Origin of the sequence: Halosolutus gelatinilyticus, from assembly GCF_023028105.1 — an archaeon.
Taxonomy (GTDB): domain Archaea; phylum Halobacteriota; class Halobacteria; order Halobacteriales; family Natrialbaceae; genus Halosolutus; species Halosolutus gelatinilyticus.
Genome location: NZ_CP095492.1, coordinates 455,797 through 474,099 on the forward strand (window position 1 = coordinate 455,797; position 18,303 = coordinate 474,099).

Annotated in this window: 13 protein-coding genes; 4 read left to right on the forward strand and 9 right to left on the reverse strand. The window is 66.9% G+C overall.

Features of this window, described 5'->3' with window-relative positions:
* Positions 1-101: 101 nt before the first annotated feature.
* Positions 102-1,034 (reverse strand): dihydrodipicolinate synthase family protein, encoded by a 933-nt coding sequence (locus MUH00_RS21095; RefSeq protein ID WP_247004247.1) that lies wholly within the window; start codon positions 1,032-1,034, stop codon positions 102-104.
* Between the two features lie 185 nt (positions 1,035-1,219).
* Between MUH00_RS21095 and MUH00_RS21100 the strand changes: the two genes are divergently transcribed.
* The 3 genes from MUH00_RS21100 to MUH00_RS21110 all read left to right on the forward strand — a co-directional run bounded on the left by MUH00_RS21100 (position 1,220) and on the right by MUH00_RS21110 (position 3,777).
* Entirely contained in the window at positions 1,220-2,353 is a 1,134-nt protein-coding gene (locus MUH00_RS21100; RefSeq protein ID WP_247004248.1) for a mandelate racemase/muconate lactonizing enzyme family protein, read from the forward strand.
* Positions 2,354-2,433: 80 nt separating this feature from the next.
* On the forward strand, positions 2,434-2,889 hold the full coding sequence (locus MUH00_RS21105; protein WP_247004249.1) for a universal stress protein: 456 nt from the start codon (positions 2,434-2,436) through the stop codon (positions 2,887-2,889).
* A 51-nt stretch (positions 2,890-2,940) separates the two neighbouring features.
* Positions 2,941-3,777, forward strand: coding sequence for an NAD-dependent epimerase/dehydratase family protein (locus MUH00_RS21110; RefSeq protein ID WP_247004250.1), 837 nt, complete (start codon positions 2,941-2,943; stop codon positions 3,775-3,777).
* Positions 3,778-3,973: 196 nt separating this feature from the next.
* Here MUH00_RS21110 and xacF read toward each other — a convergent pair whose 3' ends face one another.
* A complete protein-coding gene (gene xacF / locus MUH00_RS21115) occupies positions 3,974-5,428 on the reverse strand; it encodes a 2,5-dioxovalerate dehydrogenase (RefSeq protein ID WP_247004251.1) in 1,455 nt (484 codons plus the stop codon).
* A 190-nt stretch (positions 5,429-5,618) separates the two neighbouring features.
* Between xacF and MUH00_RS21120 the strand changes: the two genes are divergently transcribed.
* Positions 5,619-5,855: a hypothetical protein gene (locus MUH00_RS21120; protein ID WP_247004252.1), complete on the forward strand. Its 237-nt coding sequence runs from the start codon at positions 5,619-5,621 to the stop codon at positions 5,853-5,855.
* Between the two features lie 102 nt (positions 5,856-5,957).
* On the opposite strand, the gene MUH00_RS21125 is transcribed toward MUH00_RS21120, so the two are convergent.
* The 7 genes from MUH00_RS21125 to MUH00_RS21155 all read right to left on the reverse strand — a co-directional run bounded on the left by MUH00_RS21125 (position 5,958) and on the right by MUH00_RS21155 (position 18,291).
* A complete protein-coding gene (locus MUH00_RS21125) occupies positions 5,958-6,392 on the reverse strand; it encodes a PPC domain-containing DNA-binding protein (RefSeq protein ID WP_247004253.1) in 435 nt (144 codons plus the stop codon).
* 74 nt (positions 6,393-6,466) lie between these two features.
* Positions 6,467-8,881: a methyl-accepting chemotaxis protein gene (locus MUH00_RS21130; protein WP_247004254.1), complete on the reverse strand. Its 2,415-nt coding sequence runs from the start codon at positions 8,879-8,881 to the stop codon at positions 6,467-6,469.
* A gap of 225 nt (positions 8,882-9,106) precedes the next feature.
* Positions 9,107-10,174, reverse strand: a complete 1,068-nt coding sequence (locus MUH00_RS21135) for a Gfo/Idh/MocA family protein (protein WP_247004255.1) — start codon at positions 10,172-10,174, stop codon at positions 9,107-9,109.
* A gap of 80 nt (positions 10,175-10,254) precedes the next feature.
* Complete coding sequence (locus tag MUH00_RS21140) at positions 10,255-11,805, reverse strand: glycoside hydrolase family 28 protein (protein WP_247004256.1); 1,551 nt, start codon at positions 11,803-11,805, stop codon at positions 10,255-10,257.
* Positions 11,806-11,961: 156 nt separating this feature from the next.
* On the reverse strand, positions 11,962-14,088 hold the full coding sequence (locus MUH00_RS21145; protein WP_247004257.1) for a DUF1349 domain-containing protein: 2,127 nt from the start codon (positions 14,086-14,088) through the stop codon (positions 11,962-11,964).
* Positions 14,089-14,221: 133 nt separating this feature from the next.
* Positions 14,222-16,723: a DUF7282 domain-containing protein gene (locus MUH00_RS21150; protein WP_247004258.1), complete on the reverse strand. Its 2,502-nt coding sequence runs from the start codon at positions 16,721-16,723 to the stop codon at positions 14,222-14,224.
* A 143-nt stretch (positions 16,724-16,866) separates the two neighbouring features.
* Positions 16,867-18,291, reverse strand: coding sequence for a family 4 glycosyl hydrolase (locus MUH00_RS21155; RefSeq protein ID WP_247004259.1), 1,425 nt, complete (start codon positions 18,289-18,291; stop codon positions 16,867-16,869).
* Between the last annotated feature and the right edge of the window lie 12 nt (positions 18,292-18,303).

Below are 18,303 nucleotides of genomic sequence, written 5' to 3' on the forward strand. Positions count from 1 at the left end.
GCCGACCTGTACTCGAGCCTCCGCTCCGATCGACGGCGCACCGTGACGTCGGACCGGGCACCGACGATACGCCGTCGCGACGCGATCACGACACGAGGGGATTAGGCCGGTTCGTGCAGCGGGGCGCTTCGCAGTCGATCGTAGTGCTCCTCGAGACGCGCCGCGTCGCTCTCGGCGAGGTCGACCAGCGGATCGCGAACCGCGCCGCCCGAGTACTCCGCGAGCTCCATTCCGTACTTGACGACGGGAACGTTGTTTGCGCCGGGTAGCGCGTTCCCCACGCCCGGTTCCTCGCGGAGGTCCTCGATCGGGCGGAGCAGCCGCTGGATCGAGCGGGCGCGCTCCCAGTTCTCGCTCTCGACGGCCTCGAACAGCGCGAGCGTCGCCTCCGGCGCGAAGTTGCCGATCCCGGTGGTGTACCCCGTCGCACCCTCGATCGCGAACGCGAGGGCGTACCGCTCGGCGATTCCGTTGAGCCACGTCACGTCGCCGGGCGCGTCCGAAACCGTCTGCGAGAACTCCTTGATGTCGTTCACCGCGAATTTGACCGCGACGACGGACTCGCGATCGCTCAACTCGACGAGCACGTCGCGCGTGATCTCGGGGCCGCGCTTGTAGATGACGACGCCGAGGTCGGTTTCATCGCAGATCCGGTGGTAGTAGTTCGCCAGCCCGGACTCGTGGACGTAGGTGTGATCCGGGTGCATCACCATGATGGCGTCCGCACCGGCGTCTTCGTAGGCGTCGGCGAGTCGTCCGACTTCCGCGACGCTGCCGGCGACCCCGCCGGCGATCGTCGCGTCGTCGCCGGTCGCCTCGACGTGGGCGGCGACGATCGCGATCCGCTCCTCGCCGGTGAGCGAGTAGTACTCGCCGGTGTTGCCACACGGGACGAACAGCCGGGCACCGGCCTCGTACTGCGTCCTGAGGTTCTCGGCGAGGTCATCGAACAGGACGGCTCCGTCGTCGCCGAACGGCACCGCGGTGGTGAACGCGACGTCGCGAAAGCGATCTCTGAGAGCAGCGCTGGTCATGTGGTGACCGCTACTACGCCGAACGTCCGTAATAAATGTGTTCCCCGTGCGCCGCGTCGGCGCCGAGATCGCTGGGGTCTCCGTCGGTCACCGGTGCGGGGGGGCTCTGCGAGAAGCGCCGTTCCGGATCGAATCTCGACCGAATCAACGCAAGCTATATTGGCCGCGAGTCTGTCGCTGTCTCCATGGAGATCACGGACATCCGGGCGATTCCGCTCGCACACTCGCTGCCGGACGGTCGGGGGCTCGGCGACGCGCGGGGCTTCGGAACGGACCGCGGAACGACGCTGGTACGCATCGAGACCGACGACGGCCTCGTCGGCTGGGGCGAGGCCTTCGCGCCGGGCCCGATCGGAACGGCGACGATCGAAACGCTGTTCGCCGACGACGTCGTCGGGATGGATCCCTTCGAGGTCGAGTCGCTCGCCGAACGGTCCTACGTCGATCCGTACCACTTCGGCGGCGACGTGTTCGTCCAGAGCGCCGTCAGCGCGATCGACGTCGCCTGCTGGGATATCATCGGAAAGGCCGTCGGGCGTCCGGTCCACCGGCTGCTCGGCGGGACGCGCTGTGAACGGCTGACGCCGTACGCCTCGACGATGTACTTCACGGAGGCGGAGAAACCGATCGACGAACCCATCCGCGAGGCCGTCGCCGAGGGGTTCACCGCCGCGAAGATCAAGATCGGCGCGGGCGTCGAGTCGGACGTCGAGCGCGTGCGCACGGCGCGGGAGATCCTGGGCGACGACGCCGACTTGATGGTCGACATGAACGGCAACTACCGCCCGCACCAGGCGGTCAAATCGGCTCGCGCGATCGGCGAGTACGACGTCGCGTGGATCGAAGAGCCCGTGCCGCCGGAGAACCGATCGGGATACCGCGAACTCCGCGAGAAGATCGACGTCCCGATCGCGGCCGGCGAGGCGCACTACGGTCGCTTCGCGTTCAAGCGGCTGATCGACGATCGGACGGTCGACATCGTCCAGCCGAACCTCGGCCGCTGCGGCGGCCTGTCGGAGGCGCGCCTCATCGCGGGGATGGCGTCGACCGAGAACGTGGCCGTGAGGCCCCACATCTGGAACAGCGCCGTGGGCATGGCCGCCGCGGTGCAGTTCGCCGCCAGCGTGTCGAACTACCCCCACACGCGGAACGTCCCCGAGCCGATGCTGATCGAGTTCGACCGCAGCGAGAACCCGCTGCGGAGCGACCTGCTGGAGACGCCGTTCGATCCGTCGGGCGGGACGATCGACGTCCCACAGGAGCCGGGCCTCGGAATCGAGATCGACGCGGCCGCCCTGGAGCGATACCGCGCAGATTGACCCGGTGCCGGGGGCGAGTCCCGTCGTCCAGCCTCCCGCTCGGAGGTACTTTTATCTGACTACCGTTCGAGGTGGGAGGTATGGATCGCGCACTCGTCGTCATCGACGACACGGAATCGCACAGACAGCTGCTCGCCGAAGCGGCCGCGTTCGCGCAGGCCGACGGCGCCGACCTGGTCGCCTTCGCGTGGACGACACCGGAAGCCGCCGAGGAACGCATCGACGCGCTCGAGTGGGTCGAGAAGGTCGAACGGACGACGTACGAGGAGACCGACCCGGACGCCATGACGCGGCAGTTCGCCCGGGAGTTCGTCGACGACGTGATTGGCGACGACGGCGACGTGCGCATCGAGACCGTCATCGCGGAGGACGGCGATCTCGACGACGCGATACTCTCGGCAGCCGACCGCCTGGACTGCGATCACGTCTTCCTCGTCGGGCGCAAGCGATCGCCAACCGGCAAGGCGATCTTCGGCGACGTCGCCCAGCGCATCCTCCTCAACTTCGACGGGCTGGTGACCGTGCGGATGCGCTGAGCCCGCCGTGGAGACCGGTATTTTGATAGTGATTCCGCGAGCCTATGGCGTATGGACGTACTAGTGACCGGGTCGTACGGACGCTGCGGAACGGCGATAATCGATCACCTGCACGACGACGACCGGTACGAGTTCACGTACTACAACCGATCGGACCGAGACGAGGGTCCTTACGCCGGCTACGAGACGGTCGTCGGCGACATCTCCGACTACGAGGCGCTCCGGAAGGCCTGCGAGGGGCAGGACGCCGTCGTTCACCTCGCCGCCTACCCCTACACCGACGGCGAGTGGACCGACATCTTCGAGCCGAACATTCTCGGAATGTACAACGTCTTAGAGGCCGCCCGCGAGGCCGAGGTCGAGTCGATCGTCTTCGGGTCGACCAACCACGTGATGGGGATGTACGAACTCGAGAACGCCCCCGAGATCTACGAGCGGGACCACGACCTCGTCATCGACCACACCGACCCCGTGCGCCCCGACTCCTACTACGGGGCGTCGAAGAGCTTCGGCGAGGACCTGGGTCGCTACTACGTCGAGGGCTATGAGTACCCGAAGCGGTTCTACACGCTCCGGATCTGCAGCGTCCGTAGCGAGGAGTACGACCACCCCTACGGCGACGCCGAGATCGGCGTGGCGGAGGGCGAGTGGGAGCGAGGCAGCGCCGAGTACGAGGAGGAGGTCGCGCGGATGAAAGCGACCTGGCAGTCCCGCCGGGACTTCGCCCACCAGATCGACTGCTGCCTGCAGGACGACAGCGTCGAGTTCGACGTGTTCAGCGGCGTCAGCGACAACCGCCGGCGCTGGTACGGCCTCGAGCACGCCCGGGCCCGGATCGGCTACGATCCGCAAGACGACGGCGAGGAGTGGGACGAACCGCCGGCGTGATCAACGCCGGCGGCGGCCGTCCTGGGACCGCCGACGTCGTCCCGCGATCGGACCTGGTAGCCGTCTTTTACCGTTCACCGCGGCGATCGCGGTAGCTGGTGTCGACGCGAGCGGAACGGTCGCGGTTCGAACGACCGACTCGACGAGGGTCCGAGCGAGAAAACCGAGCGCTGTGGAACGGTCGGCGACAGGCGCTCTAGTAGTTCATGTAGACCGTCTTCGTCGACGTGAAGAAGTCCAGGCCGGCGTCGCCCTGTTCGCGGTAGGTGTCCGTCGAGGACTCCTTGTAGCCGCCGAAGGGGACGTGCAGTTCGAGCCCGGTCGTCTTCTCGTTGACCTTCGCGACGCCCGCCTCGACGCGCTCGGCGAACTCGTTGGCCTCGGTGAGGTCCTGCGTGACGATGCTCGCCGAGAGGCCGTAGTCGACGTCGTTGGCGACCTCGAGGCCTTCCTCGAAGCTGCCGACTTTCAGCACCGCCAGCACGGGGCCGAAGACCTCCTCCTGGGCGATGCGCATGTCGCGGGTCGCGTCCGAGAAGACGGTCGGTTCGACGTAGTAGCCGTCGTCGTACTCGCCGCCGGTGAGCCGCTCGCCGCCGGTCTCGAGGGTGGCGCCGTCCTCTTTCGCGGCGATCTCGACGTACTCGAGCGTTCCCTCCAGTTCGCTGCGCGTGACGTGGGGGCCCATGTCAACGTCGTCGAGACCGGAGCCGATCGCGAGCGACTCGGCGTACGCCGTGACGCCCTCGACGAACTCGTCGTAGACGTTCTCGTGGACGATCGCTCGGGAGCAGGCGGTGCAGGCCTGCCCGGTGACGCCGAACGCACCGGCGCCGACGATGTCGACCGCGTCGTCGACGCTGGCACTTGGCATGACGACCGTCGGATTCTTCCCGCCCATCTCGCACTGGACCCGCGTGAGGTCGTCGCCGGCGGCCTTCGCGACCGCGGTGCCGACCGCCGTGGAGCCGGTAAAGGAGACGGCATCGACGCCCTCGTGGTCGGTCAGCGGCGCGCCGACCTCGCTCCCGGAGCCGGTGACGGAGTTGGCGACGCCGGCGGGCAGCCCCGCTTCGTCGAGCGCCTCGAGCAGCTTCCAGGCGACGGTCGGCGCCGCCGAGGCGGGCTTGAGGACGGCCGTGTTGCCGGCCGCCAGCGCGGGCGCGAGCTTCCAGGCGGGGATGGCGATCGGGTAGTTCCACGGCGTGATCAGCGAGACGGTCCCGAGCGGCTCCCGTTTGGTGTAGAGGTTCTTGTTCGTCCCGCTGGGCGACTTGACGGCGCCGCCGAGGTCGCGGGCCTTCTGCGCGTAGTAGTCGAAGATGTCGATCGCCCGCCCTACCTCGCCGCCGGCCTCGGCGAGGGTCTTGCCCTCCTCGCGGGTCAGCGTCTCGGCCAGGTCGTCCTTCTGGGCCTCGAGCGACCGCGCCGTCTCCGCGAGTATCGCTCCCCGTTCCGGGCCGGGCGTCGACGCCCACTCGTCCTGGGCGGCGACCGCAGCCTCGATCGCCGCCTCGGCGTCTTCGGACGTCGACGACTGAAACGTTCCAACGACCTCGTCGGTGTTCGCGGGATTCAGTACCTCGAACGTCTCGCCCGAACTCGATTCTACCCACTCACCGTCGACGTAGTTACGATAGTCTATCGGCATTCAAATGAGTGATTTCGCCCGTCCCTTACGAACGTTAGTTTCCCGGCAATACTCTCTATTCCGCCCGCGTCGAACCCGCGGCTCGTGACCGCTCTGTATCGACGTCCGGCACGCTTCCCGCCGATCGCCACTGCCCTGAGACTTGATAAATCCCAAGTGATTTATATGCGTTCGACGAACCATCGTGGTAATGGCTTCCACGCAACGAGCGAACGAACCGGAAACGACATCCCGCACTCGAACGCGCCTCCTCGAACCGCTGTACGAGTCCCTCCTGCTGAAAATCGCGGTGGTGGGGGTCTTCCTGATCGCGGTCGGAGCGATCTTGAGCGAGGGCGTCTGGGCGGCGATCGTCGCCGTCTGGGGCATCGGGCTGTTGCTGACCGGGCTCGGCTTCTACGGCTTCATCTGGTGGCGACGGAACTAACGGCGACGGTCGGGTATCGGCCGAGGGTCGGACCACTCGCCGATCGTTCGAAATCGCGTTCCGCCGCCGATCGCGACGTCGATCGTCCGCCGTGGCGCGAGGCTACCGCCGCGCGAGCTGCGAGACGTTTCGCTCGCCGGGCCGTCGCTCCAGCGAGAGACCCGAAATTTCCCGGATCGCCACCTCGCCGAGGACGTTGACTTCGCAGCCCGGTTCCAGGTGGCCGCCGACCGTCCGATCGCCGTCGAACGCGGTCACGTGGAGGTGGGGTTCGCCGTTCGCGATGACGCCGCTGATATCGGTGACCTCCCACGCTCCGGTCAACCGAAGCTCGACGTTTCGATCGGCCTGCTCGTCCGGAAGGTCGGTCCGATCGACGTAGTGGACGTTCAGCGAACTGAACGTTCCGATACCGGTGACGACGGCCCCGGTGTCGATCGCGTGCTCGTCGCAGGCCCGCTCGATCGATTCGAGGGCCATGTCGCCGCGGTCGAGACGGACGATCACGTGTCCGTCGTCGGATTCGAACGATTCCATGACAGCCCGTGGGGCGGCCGTCGGAATAAATCTTGACGACGCGGCAGACGAGGGGCGCGAAGCGCCCGGATCGCTCACTCGTCGGAGGCGGGGTGCGATCGGCCGTCTCGATCGGCGTCCCCGGACTCGTCCCGGGTAGCGTCTTCGGCCACGTACTCGAACACATCGCCCTCGGGTTGCGCCGCGGTCTCGCCGCTCGCCTCGCCGCCGGCGAACGCCGGGTCGTCCGCGATCCGCTCGTCGTCGACGTCGACCGACGTGTCGAACTGATCGAGGGTGTTACGCAGCTGCAAGGCCTGCTGTGCGAGATCACTGGCGTTGCGCGAGACCTGGGCCAACGCCGATGTTTGCTCCTCGGCGGAGGCCGCGACGGACTCCGTCTCCCGGGACGTCTGCCTGCTGATCGCCGCGACGTCCTCGACCACGCCGGCCGTCTCACCGACGGCGGTCGCCTGGTCGTCGGTGGCCGCGCTGATCTCCTGGATCCCCTCGTTGGTTCGCTGCGCGTAGGTGGCGATCTCCTCGAGCGCGTCGACGGCGTCTTCGACGGTCTCGACGCTCGTGGCGACCCGATCGCTCGTTCGCCCGACGACCGCGGCGGCGTCGTCGGCCGCCGCCTGCAGCCGAATCAACTGCTGTTCGATCTCGTCGGTCGCCTCCCGGGTCTCCTGGGAGAGTTCCTTTACCTCTTTGGCGACGGCGCCGAAACCGTCGCCGCCGTCGCCCGTTCTGGAGGCTTCGATGTTCGCGTTGAGCGCGAGCATGTTGGTCTGCTCGGCGATCTCGTCGATGAACGCGGTCAGTTCGTCGATCTGCTCGATCTCCCGCTCAAGGCGCTCGAACCGCTCGACGACCTCGTCAGTGTCGTCGGCGACGGCGGTCATCCCCTCGGCGGCCTGATCGGCCGCCTCCCGCCCGCGGACGCCGGCCGTCGCGGTCCGCTCGGCGATGGCCGCCACCTCGTCGGACGAGGACGCGATCTCCTCGGTCGTCGACGAGAGCGTGTTCAACTCGCTCGTCGCCTCCGCGACGTGTTCGTGTTGTCGCTCCGCACCGTCGGAGATGCGCTGGACGGACTCGGAGACCTGCTCGCTCGCGCTCTCGACCTCCTCGGCGCTGGCGGTCGCCTCCTCACTCGCGGCTGCGACCTCCGCGGCGAACCGCTTTACGCGCGCGGTCGTCTCCTCGATCGCGCCGATCATCTCGTTGAACTCCCGGGCGATCGACACCATCGCCTCGCTGTCGCTCTCGGGATCCATCCGCTGCGTGAAATCGCCAGCCGCGCACTCGCGCATGACTCGACTGTACTCGTCGGCTTTGCGTTCCAGGTGGACGTTGGTGCGCTGGGTCTCGTTCCGCGCGGCCTCGGCTTCCTGCCGAGCCGTTTCGGCCTCGCGGATCTGTTCGTCCAGCGCGTCGCGCATCGACGCGAACCCGTCGTAGAGCTGCCCGATCTCGTCGATCCGGGACGTCTGCAGGTCCACCTCGAGCGTCCCTTCCTCCATCGTCCGGGCCTTGTCCCGCAGCCGCGTGATCGGGACCGCGGTCTGGCGGCCGACGACGACGGTGATCCCGAGCACCGCGATCAGCCCCACGCCCACGACGCCGAGCAGCGACTGGCCGACGATGTTCGCGGTCGCGAACGCCACCGATCGCGGGACCGACGTGACCAGGATCCAGTCGGTGCCGTCGACAATCGTGGCCGCGTGAACGTGCGAGTCGCCTTCGAACACCGAGGCCGAGTCGGTCGTCGGTCGCGACGCACCGTCGATCGACGCCGACGCGAGCGGCCCGTCCTCGGGGCCGGCCACGACCGAGGTGCCGTCGGCGGAGACGATCGTCGTCCGCTGCTTCTCGAACGGCTGGTGGAGCCCTAGCACCTGTTCTTTGACGCCGCCGACCAGAACGACGACCCTGTCATCGTCGTCCAGCACCGGCGTGGCGAAGTAGACGGCGCGGCCGTCAGCGGCTTCGAAGGAGCGAGCGCTCATATCCACCTGATACACCGACTCGCTGAGATCCCGATACTGGGAGACGTCGGTCCACGGTTCGTCGATCTCCGCTAGCGTGCGGCTGCCGGCACTCTTGGAGTTCGTGGCCACGAGCGTCCCCTCCTCGCGGTCGACCACGTGGACCGCTCTGACCGTCAGTCCGAGGTTGTTCGCTCTGGCGAGGACCTGTTCCTCGACGACGTCGGGGTCGTCGTGTGCGATCGCGTCGTCGGTGGCGATCGCGGCCGTCTGGCGTTTCATCTCCGAGATCCAGTCCCCGACCGCGTCGCTCTGGAGCGACGCCGCCGACCGCAGCTGGCGGTCGGCGTTGTCGTCGACGGACTGCTGAGCCCGAACGTACCCGACGCTGCCGACGAGCGCCAGTACCACGACGACGACGAGCAACAACGCGCCCAGTTTGTACGCGAACCGCCGCCGAACGACGGACGGACCGATCCCCCCGGCGAGTCGACTGCCGATCGAGTCGTCTTCACTCACCCCCGATCGCCCCCACTACCGAACCTGCGTTCATGTCTCAACTCGAAATATTCTTCATACTTAATAAATCTTGCCCACAAATATCGACGGAGACGAGTACGATCAGCCCCGGCGCGACGCGCCGGCGAGAGTGGATCGAATTCGCGGGCCGCGCTCGCAATAGCGACCCGCCGAACGCTGGGGATCCCCGACGTGACAGCCGTACCCGCCGAAACGAAGCAGAAGTCAGTTCAGCAGGTCGTCGCCGACGAACCCGTACCGATCGGCGAGATCGATGCGCTCGCCCGTGCGACCGGACTCGTAGGCGGCCATGGTGACGAGTAGCGTCCTGAACGCGTCACGGACCGTAATCGGCGGCTCGGTTCCGGTTCGGACCGCCTCGGCGAACGCCTCGGCCTTCGTCTGGCGGCCGTGGTAGTCGCGGTACGGGTCGTGTTCGGTTCCCTCGGCGTCGATCGTGTAGCCGGTGCGCTCGGTCCACTCCCGGCCCTCCAGGTAGACGGCGCCGTCGTCGTCCCAGATGTGGATGTGCTCCCGCGTGCACGCGACGATCCCCGTGTCCGAGACGGTGGCGATCGCACCCTCGTCGAACTCGATGGTGATCGAGGACTGCGTGTCGAAGAGCTGCTCGTCGTCGTGGAACTCGACGGTGGCGGAGACGGTGGCCGGCGTGAGGCCGGTCACCCAGAGGATCGCGTCGATGACGTGCGAACCGACGTTCAGCAGGTGGCCGCCCCCGCTCAGGTCGGGGTCCATCCGCCAGTCGTCCATGGTCTCGTAGTACGAGCGCCAGTCGTGGGTGATCTCGCCCGTGATGAACGTCGGATCGGCGTCGCCCTCCGCCCACCGCTCGCGGGCCTCGACGAACGCCGGGTTCAGGTGTCGCTGGTAGCCCAGCATCATCACCCGATCGGTCTCGCGGTCTCGCCGGTAGAGGTCGTGGGCGTCCTCGACGGACGTCGCCAGGGGCTTCTCGCAGAGCACGTGGAGGTCCCGCTCCAGGGCGGCAACCGTCTGCTCGTAGTGGAGCCCGTTGGGCGTGGCGATCGCCGCCGCGTCGAGGTCGGCCTCGTCGAGCATCGTCTCGTAGTCGAGGTACTGCGCCGCGGGCGACACCTCGAGGTCGCGACCCGCGTCGGCCAGGTTCGCCTCGCTGACGTCGGCGATCGCGACCAGTTCCGCGCCGGGCACGGAATCGAACTGTCGTCCGAGCCGGACGCCGAGGCTGCCGAGTCCGACGAGTCCGACGCGAAGATCGGGTTCTGTTGCGTTGGCCATGTGGTACTCACGCATACAGACAAGCGAACTATAATTGTTTTGTTCGATCGGTCCCACGGGTCGCGACCGGAGATCGACTCGCGCTTCGGCGCCGGTTAGGAGCGCTCGATCGTCGCGTCGGTGTCGTTCCCGAGTTCGACCTCGTCGGCCAGCGAGCCGTGGTTACCGGCGAGCGAAATCTCGCGCGTGTTCGGTCCGTCTGCCTCCAGAAACGCCCCGTCCGACGGCGGGGCGCAGCCGCGAACGCGAGTTCGATCGACGTTCCGCAGCGAGACCACGGGCGCGGCCTGGGAGTCAGGCACTCGAAGGCCGTCGATCGTCACGTCCTCGGTCTCTTCGAACCGCATCGCCGGACTCCCGGGCGTTCGGATTCGAACGTCGCGAAACGAGATGTCGGCGATCGACTTGCAGAACAGGCCGTGGGTCTGCTCGTAGTCGTAGGCCATCGCGGGATCGAGGTCCGTCGCGTCGAGCGATCGGGTCGCGTCGATGTCGACGTCGCGAAACGAGATACCCGCGAAGTACCGCTCGGGAAGACCGGCGAAGAAGCCGGCGGTCTCGACCTCCCGGGCGGTGATGTTGGTAAAGGAGACGTTCCGGACCATCGGCGTTCCCTCGTCGATCGGTTCGGGATCGCTGTCGAGCGGCGTGAAGTAGTAGCCGTTGACGACGAACGGACAGGCGATCCGCCGCATGACGATGTTGTCGAAGCGGAGGTCCTCGACGACGCCGCCGCGATCCCGCGCGGTCTTGATCCGCACGCCGCGATCGGTGTCGGTGAACGTGCAGTTGGTGACCGTTACATCGCGGACGTCGCCGGACATCTCGCTCCCGATGACGACGCCGCCGTGGCCCGCCTCGACGGTGCAGTTGGTGACGGTGATCTGAGACGCCGGTTCGCCGACCTCGCGTCCCTCGGCGTTCTTCCCGGACTTGATGCAGATCGCGTCGTCGCCCGCGTTGATGTACGTGTCGCTGATGCGGACGTACCGGGAGGAGTCGATGTCGATCCCGTCGCCGTTCGGGGCGTCCGCCGGGTTCTCGATATTGACGTCGTGGATCGTCACGTTCTCGGAGTAGACGACGTGGGTGTTCCAGAACGGCGAGTTTCGCAGCGTGACGCCCGAGACGCTGACGTTCCCGGAGTCGAGGACCTGGAACAGCGGCGGCCGGTGGGTGAAGCTGCTCACGTCGTCCTGCTTGTCGTTTCGCTCCTCGAACTCGGCCAGGCGCTCCCGGAGTCCCTCGGGGATCTCCGACTCGGGCGCGTCGTAGAACTCCCACCAGTACTGGCCGTTGCCGTCGATCGTCCCGCGCCCGGCGATCGAAACGTTCTCGGCGCCGTCGACGAGCAGGCAGGGGTGGAACCCGACCTGATCCCACCCCTCCCAGCGGCTCTCGACCGTCGGAAAGGCGTCGTAGTCGCCGACGAACCGCAGTGTCGCCCCCGAGTCCACGTGAAGCGTCGTGTGATCGCCGACCGTGAGCGGCGCGGTCACGTACGTACCGGGGGGGACGTACACTGTTCCACCGGACTCGGCGCAGTCGTCGAGCGCCGTCTGAATGGCGTCGGTATCGAGAACGTCCGGATCGCCGCTCGCGCCGTACTCGCGAATGTCGAATCGATCTGTGTCAGGCACTGCCATCGGTTGGCTATTTCGGAGGACGGAAATAAACGTTGCGTCGTCGGCGAATCGCCGGCCGGCGCGGTCGATGCGGATTACAGTGTCGGCGCTATCAGCCGTCGAACATCGACGCGGGAGCGACGGCGGCCCGCGTCCGCGTACCGGCGGGCGATCGCGCTACTGCTCGACGGCCAGCGCCCGTTCGCGGAGCCAGGCGCGCAGTCCGGTTTCGGGATCGTCGATCGGTTCGGTGTTCACCTCGAGCGTCGGGTAGCCGCCGACCTCCTCCTGGCTGTCGATAACGCCTCCCTCGCCGTTGCGGATGTGATCGATGATCCGCTCGTCGTGTTCGGTGCGATCGGCCGGCCGCGCGCCGGCGTTCGCGAGGTTGTGTTCCGTGACCTCGCTCGAGGAGAGCGGCTCCAGGTCGTCGGGCCACAGCGGCCGGGAGCTCAGCTGCGTGATACCGTCGCCGATCATGTCGTTGCTCCCGCCCTCGAGCACGTTGTCGGCGGCGTAGACGCTCCCCTGGCCGAAGACGTTCGGCTGACTCGTCTGCGGATCCTCGAAGACGTTCCCCACGATGCTGTGGCTCGTCTCGGGGTCCGCCCACATCCCGTCGTGGAAGTGGTGGACGAGGTTGTTGACCACGACGGTTTCGGTACCCTGCTTGAGCCGCGGGTTGCGGTCCGTGCCGAGCGCCCAGACGTTCCCCATGAGCGCGACGTTCTTCGCATTGTTGCCCATGATCGAGTTGTAGCCGTGCTCGCCCTTCGAGTGCGTCGCGTCGTTGAGCGGCTCCGCGGCCAAACAGTTCGAGATCGTCGTGTTCTCGGTGTCGTAGCCGGCGTTGATGTTCTCGTCGACCGACCAGGTCCCGGTGCAGTGATCGATGAGCTGGTTCTTGGTGTCGTCCGCCGTGTTGATCGCATCGGGCTCCCAGCCGGTGTCCTGTCCGGCGTCGCCGGGGCGGACGCGGAGGTGCTGAACGACGCAGTCATCGCCGTAGAGCCAGATCCCCCCGCGGATGAGCGTGATGCCCGGCGACGGCGCCGTCTGTCCGGCGATCCAGCACTTCCCGTTTCGGACGTTGAGGTCCGCCGCCCCGAGGTCGATCGTCCCGCTGGTCTCGAAGACGACCACGCGCGGCCCGTCGACGTTGATCGCCGTCTCGAGCGCCTCCCGCGTCGGTTCGTTGACGACGATCAGCGGCGTGTCGTCGTCGAGCCACGGCGCGACGTCCACGAACCCGTCGCCAGGGTCGAACGCCGAGGCGCTCTCGGGACCGTCGTCGGCGCTCCCGCTCGATCCGCTCGGCGTCGAGAACAGGTCGTTGATCGTACTGCCTTCGGTGTCCCCGTTGTCGGCGACGGCGTGGAACTGGTAGTACCGTCGACCGGTGAGGTCGGACGCCTCCAGGCCGAACTCCCCGGTTTCAGAGAGCGACGTCGTCTCGGTCCGGCGCCACTCCTCCTCGGTGACTTCGCGGTACTCGAAGTAGACCTCGACCGAGTCGGCGCCGCCGAGGTTCTCGAGGTCGCCTCTGAGCGTCGCCGAGGACGGGGTGAGATCGGTCGGCTCGACGGTCGACACGACGGCCGCCCGATCGACCGAGATGCTCCCCTCGACGAGCGGCGATCCGATATCGTCGTTCTCGTCCGGTTCGACGCCGTCGAGGTAGCGGAACTTGGCGGTCGTGGGATTGGCCTGGTCGTGACTGGTCGCGGCCAGTCCGAGGTACACCTCGTCGCTCAGGTCGATCTCGTTCGACGTGAGTTCGACCATCAGCGTCCACTCCTCGCCGTCCTGCGAACCGTAGGCCCGAATCGTGTCGCCCGAGCGCTGGAGGCGCTGCCACGATCCCTCCATGGTGCCGCCCTCGATTCGGCTCAGGGGTGCCCCGTCTTCGGACGTCGTACTCGTCGTCGCGGCGTTGTCCCGGGGACGCCACTGCGGCGAGAGCCCGAAGCCGGCCCGCTTGCGAACCATCATGTTCCGCGAGGGGGCGTCGAGCGACTCGCGGACCATGATCCCCGCCTTCGCGTGCGGGTTGACGTTCTCTAGGGAGGCGACTTCCACGGTAACGTCGAAGTCGCCGCTCACCGTCGTGTAGTAGTAGTGCCCCAGATCCGCCTGATTCCAAATGTCCGCGCCGGCCGCCTCCATGGTGATGATCTCCGGCGCCTCGCCGTCGCCGCCGGACGGCGAATCGTCGTCATCGGACGTAAACTCCGCGCAACCGGCGGCGAAACCGATACCCCCCGCACCGACCGCTCGAATGAATGTTCGTCTGTCGGGCTTCATATGGTAACTGTACGCACGGAGTATTAGATCGGAGCTTCTTAATCTTTCTGATGGGAAAATCTCTCAGTCGAACAGGTTAGGCCACCGCGACGGACTGACGGACCGCGAAAAAAACGATCGCGAGCCGGGACGATTACGCGCGGCGGCGCCGGACGAGACCGGCGGCGAGCAGCGCGATCAGCGCCGCCGCGACGCCGAATCCGGGCGACCTGTCGTCGTCGTTATCGTCGCCGTCGTCTTCGCCCTTACCGCCGTCGTCGGCCGTCCCGTCGTAGGTGTACTCGAGGCTGTCGGCGACTGGTGTTCCGTCGTCCTCGTACGCGCCGTCCGCGCTCGGGAAGTCGAACTCCTCGTTTCCGTTCGTATCCCGGTGGATCAGCACGTAGAGGGTCACGTCCTCGCTGACCGGTTCGTCGATCGGCACTTCGACGTCCGAGCTGGTCCCGGCGTCGAGGTACGAACTCGAGCCGATCGTCGGGCCGAGTTCCGAGCCCGTGTGGACCGACACGAATCCACCGTCGCTCAGTTCGACTTCGTCGACGGTGAGGGTTTCGCCGTCGCCAGACTGGTCGCTCACGTCGACGCTTCCGGACGGCGGCGGCACGATGACGCCCGTCGTCTCCACGACGCGGTGGGGCGAGTCCGGCGGGTCCTCCTCGAGGCTCGCCGTGATGGTCAGTTCGGTGTCGTACTCGAGGCTGCTGGTGTCGACGGGGAGCGCCGCCGAGGCGACCGGCATCGCGCCCGCAGCTTTGCCGGCGCGCACGTCGCCGTGCCCTTCCGGAACGTTGTCCTGCTCAGAAACGTTGAGGCTGCCGTCCGCCGACTCGACGGTGATCGTCCACTCGCCGCCGGCGGCGAGTTCGGTGTTGAGCCGGATCTCCGCGTTCTCGGCCTGCGGGATCCCGACTTCGCCGGCGTCGTTGCCGATCCAGCTTTCGCCCTCGATCAGTTCGAACTCGATCGTCTCGGTCTCGACGCCGGTTTCGGTCTCGATGGTCAGCGTCGCCTCGTAGGTCTCGCCGGGCTCCGGCGCGACCGGTTCGCCGTCCTGAAAGAGGACGACGTCGTTCATGTCGATCCAGAAGAAGATTCCCTGCTCTTCGGTGTGGTATAGCCGCTCGTCGGAGTCGCCCGGATCCGGAACGATGTGGGTGCCGCTTGCGTTTGCGGCCATGTCCAGTTCCTTGGGTTCGCCGTCGGCGTTCGTCTGGACCACGTCCAGCGAGAGCGGCGAGCTGTCGAACTTCTCGTGGATGTTCGTTCCGGGCGATCGATCGATCGCCTCGAAGATGCTGTCGTCGGTCTCGTAGTGGAGCACCAGCCCGTCCCACGCGTCGGTCCCCTGGACGTCGAGCGCGACCGAGTCGTCGTACGCGAGCTCGCCGTCGCCGGTGGCGTCGGCGATCTGGGCGGGCGTCGAGTAGTCCTCGATGCCGTAGGGCAGCGACAGCGGCTTCCCGTCGCCGACGGACGCGGACTCGATCGTGTAGTCGGGGTCGATGATGTCCTGGATCACGCCGGACGACTCGGCGACCTTGATCCGGTTCTCGTCGGCCATGTAGTCGTCGTCGTCGCGGGCCGGTTCGCCGTCGACCATGCCGCCTTCGGGACCGGGCGCGTAGGCGGTCAGCGTGAACTCCTGGTTCTCCATCCCGGAGAGGTCGAACTGCGCGGCGACCGGTCCGGCCGGGATCGTTCCGGCCGAGTCGGTCCCCTTCAGAACCTCGTTGCCCTCGACGTCGACGGTCGTCGACGCGGTCGTGCCGTCTTCGGTCTCGAGAACCAGTTCGACCTCCGTCCCGCCGGCCAGGGTCGACTCGCCGACGAGTTCGGCGCCGAACTTGTTGGCCGGTTCGTAGCTGTCCTCGAGGGTCACGTCGCCCTCGACGGTCCGGAAGCTCGTCGTCTCGGTCTGGCCGTGGACGTCGAACTCGACGGCGTACTCTTCGCCGGGCTCGAAGCTGGCTTCGTCACCGTTCTCGTCGAGCACCGCGCGGTTCGGATCGATCCAGACGAGCAGCCCCGTGTCGGGGTCGTCGCCGTACGCGAAGTCGTCGTCAACCTCATCGGTATCGGCGAAGACCATCACCGGCGGGACGTCTTCCTCGACGCCAGTCGGGTTGTCGTAACCGTCCACGTTGTCCTCGATGTGCAGTTCCTTATCCCCGTTCGCCTGCGTGATCGAGACGTCCCAGTCGTCGTTCTCGACGAAGTTCTCGGTCACGAGTCCCTTCTTCTCGCCGGCGACGGGCGGGTTCAGTTCTTCGAGCCCGGTCCCCTCGACGTGGAGAGTGATCATGTCCCACCGGCCGTTGGGATTCTTCGCGATCGAGTCGTCGGCGCGCAGGTGCGCGTCGCCCTCCGCGTTGGCGAACAGCTCGATCCAGTGTTCTTCGTCGCCGTACTCGTGCGGGAAGACGGGGTACGGACCGTTACTGTCCCCGTCGTCGCGGAACCAAGAGATCGTGAGCGTCTTGGCGCTGTCCTCCTGCAGGAGGGAGTCCTCCTGTGTTGTGGCGGCTGTACTCGTCGGCAAGGCTGTGCCCGCGGCGACGACCGGGCTGACGACCACCGACAGCACCATCAACGCCGCGACTACCGCTCCCCCGTACCTCGTATGTGAATCTTTCATGGTTTCCCGTGTGTTACGGTTCAACACCTACCATTCAACCACCACTATTTATAATTTCGTATATCTGTTTTTTCTGACCACCCGGAAATCGAGCCCGACGGGGCCGCCCGCTCGTTCCGAACGATCGACTGCTGCGTCCGGTGTCAGGTCGCGAGAACGTCGGCGTCCTCGAGATTCCACGCGGTAAGGTACTCCCGTTCGCGTTCGACGAGCTCGGCGAAGAGATCCGCGGCCGCGTCCCGGTCGATCGTGACGAGCGGATCGTTCAGGAACGCCCGGAACGCGCGATCGAGATCGCCCTCGAACCCGGCTTCGACGAGCGTCTCCTGGTCGTCGACGTGGGTCAGCACCATCGACCGGACCTCGCGGGGGAGCGACCCCGCCGCGATCGGCGAGACGTCGTCGCCGGTGAGCAGGGCGTTCGTCTCGACCACGGCGCCTTCGGGCAGGTTCGAGACCTGTCCCTCGTTGGGGTAGTTCAGGTGCGTCTCGACGGGTTCGATCCCCAGCAGCGCCCGAACGATGTCGACGAGTTCCTCGCCGGACTGCGAGAGGTCGAACGTCTCGTCGCCCGAGAGGTACCGCTCGGTCCGCGTCGGCCCGTCGCCGTCGGGGAGTCGCGCCGAACTCGGGGTGAACCTGATCCCCCACCGGTGGAGCTCTGCGGGATCGTCGAGCGCGAGATACCACGGGACGAACTCGACGAGGTGCCGGTCGCCGGCCGCGGCCAGCAGGCCGAACCGATCGTAGAGGTCGAACGAGACGCGGTAGTTGTTGACCCAGTAGGACGCGTCGGCCATCGAGCCCGGTTCGAAGCCGTTCAACGGGCGCCGCGCCTCGAGTTCGTCGTCGAGGAACCGATAGAGGTCCCGGCCGCGCCACCGCGCCTCGTCGATCCACGTGAAGTGATTGATCCCCTTGACGTTGACGCGGATCTCCTCGCGCGCGACGTCGGTCGCCTCCTCGAGGTGCCGTTCCGCGATCTCGGCGAACAGCTCCTGGTGTTTAAACACCTCGTGACAGAGGCCGATCGCCTTGATGTCTGGAAACTCCTCGTAGAGCGTCCGGGTGCAGACGGTCATCGGGTTCGTGTAGTTGATCACCCACGCGTCGGGACACCGCTCGCGGACCGTCGCCGCGATCTCCCGGTACTGGGGGATCGCGCGCATCGAACGCAGGATCCCGCCGGGGCCGACCGTATCGGCAACCGGCTGGTGGATGCCGTACTGTTTGGGGAGATCGATGTCGTGGACGAAGGTCTCCTCGGGCGGGTCCTGAATCGAGCAGACGACGACGTCGGCGTCCGCGAGCGCGTCGTCCAGCTCGCGGACGGCCTCGAACGTCCAGTCGCCGTCGGCGCTCTCGCGCTCGACGACGCGGGTGCCGAGTTCCGCGTTGTCGGCGGCGGACTCGTAATCGACGTCGTAGAGCGCCACCGTCCCGGCGATGTCGCGACACTGCGCGAGGTCGTTGATGAGGGTGTGCGCCCACCCCTGACTCCCGCCCCCGACGTATCCGATCTTCACGCGAGGAGGTTCCTCGATCGATCGACTACCGAGTTGATGCATACGTATCCTGCA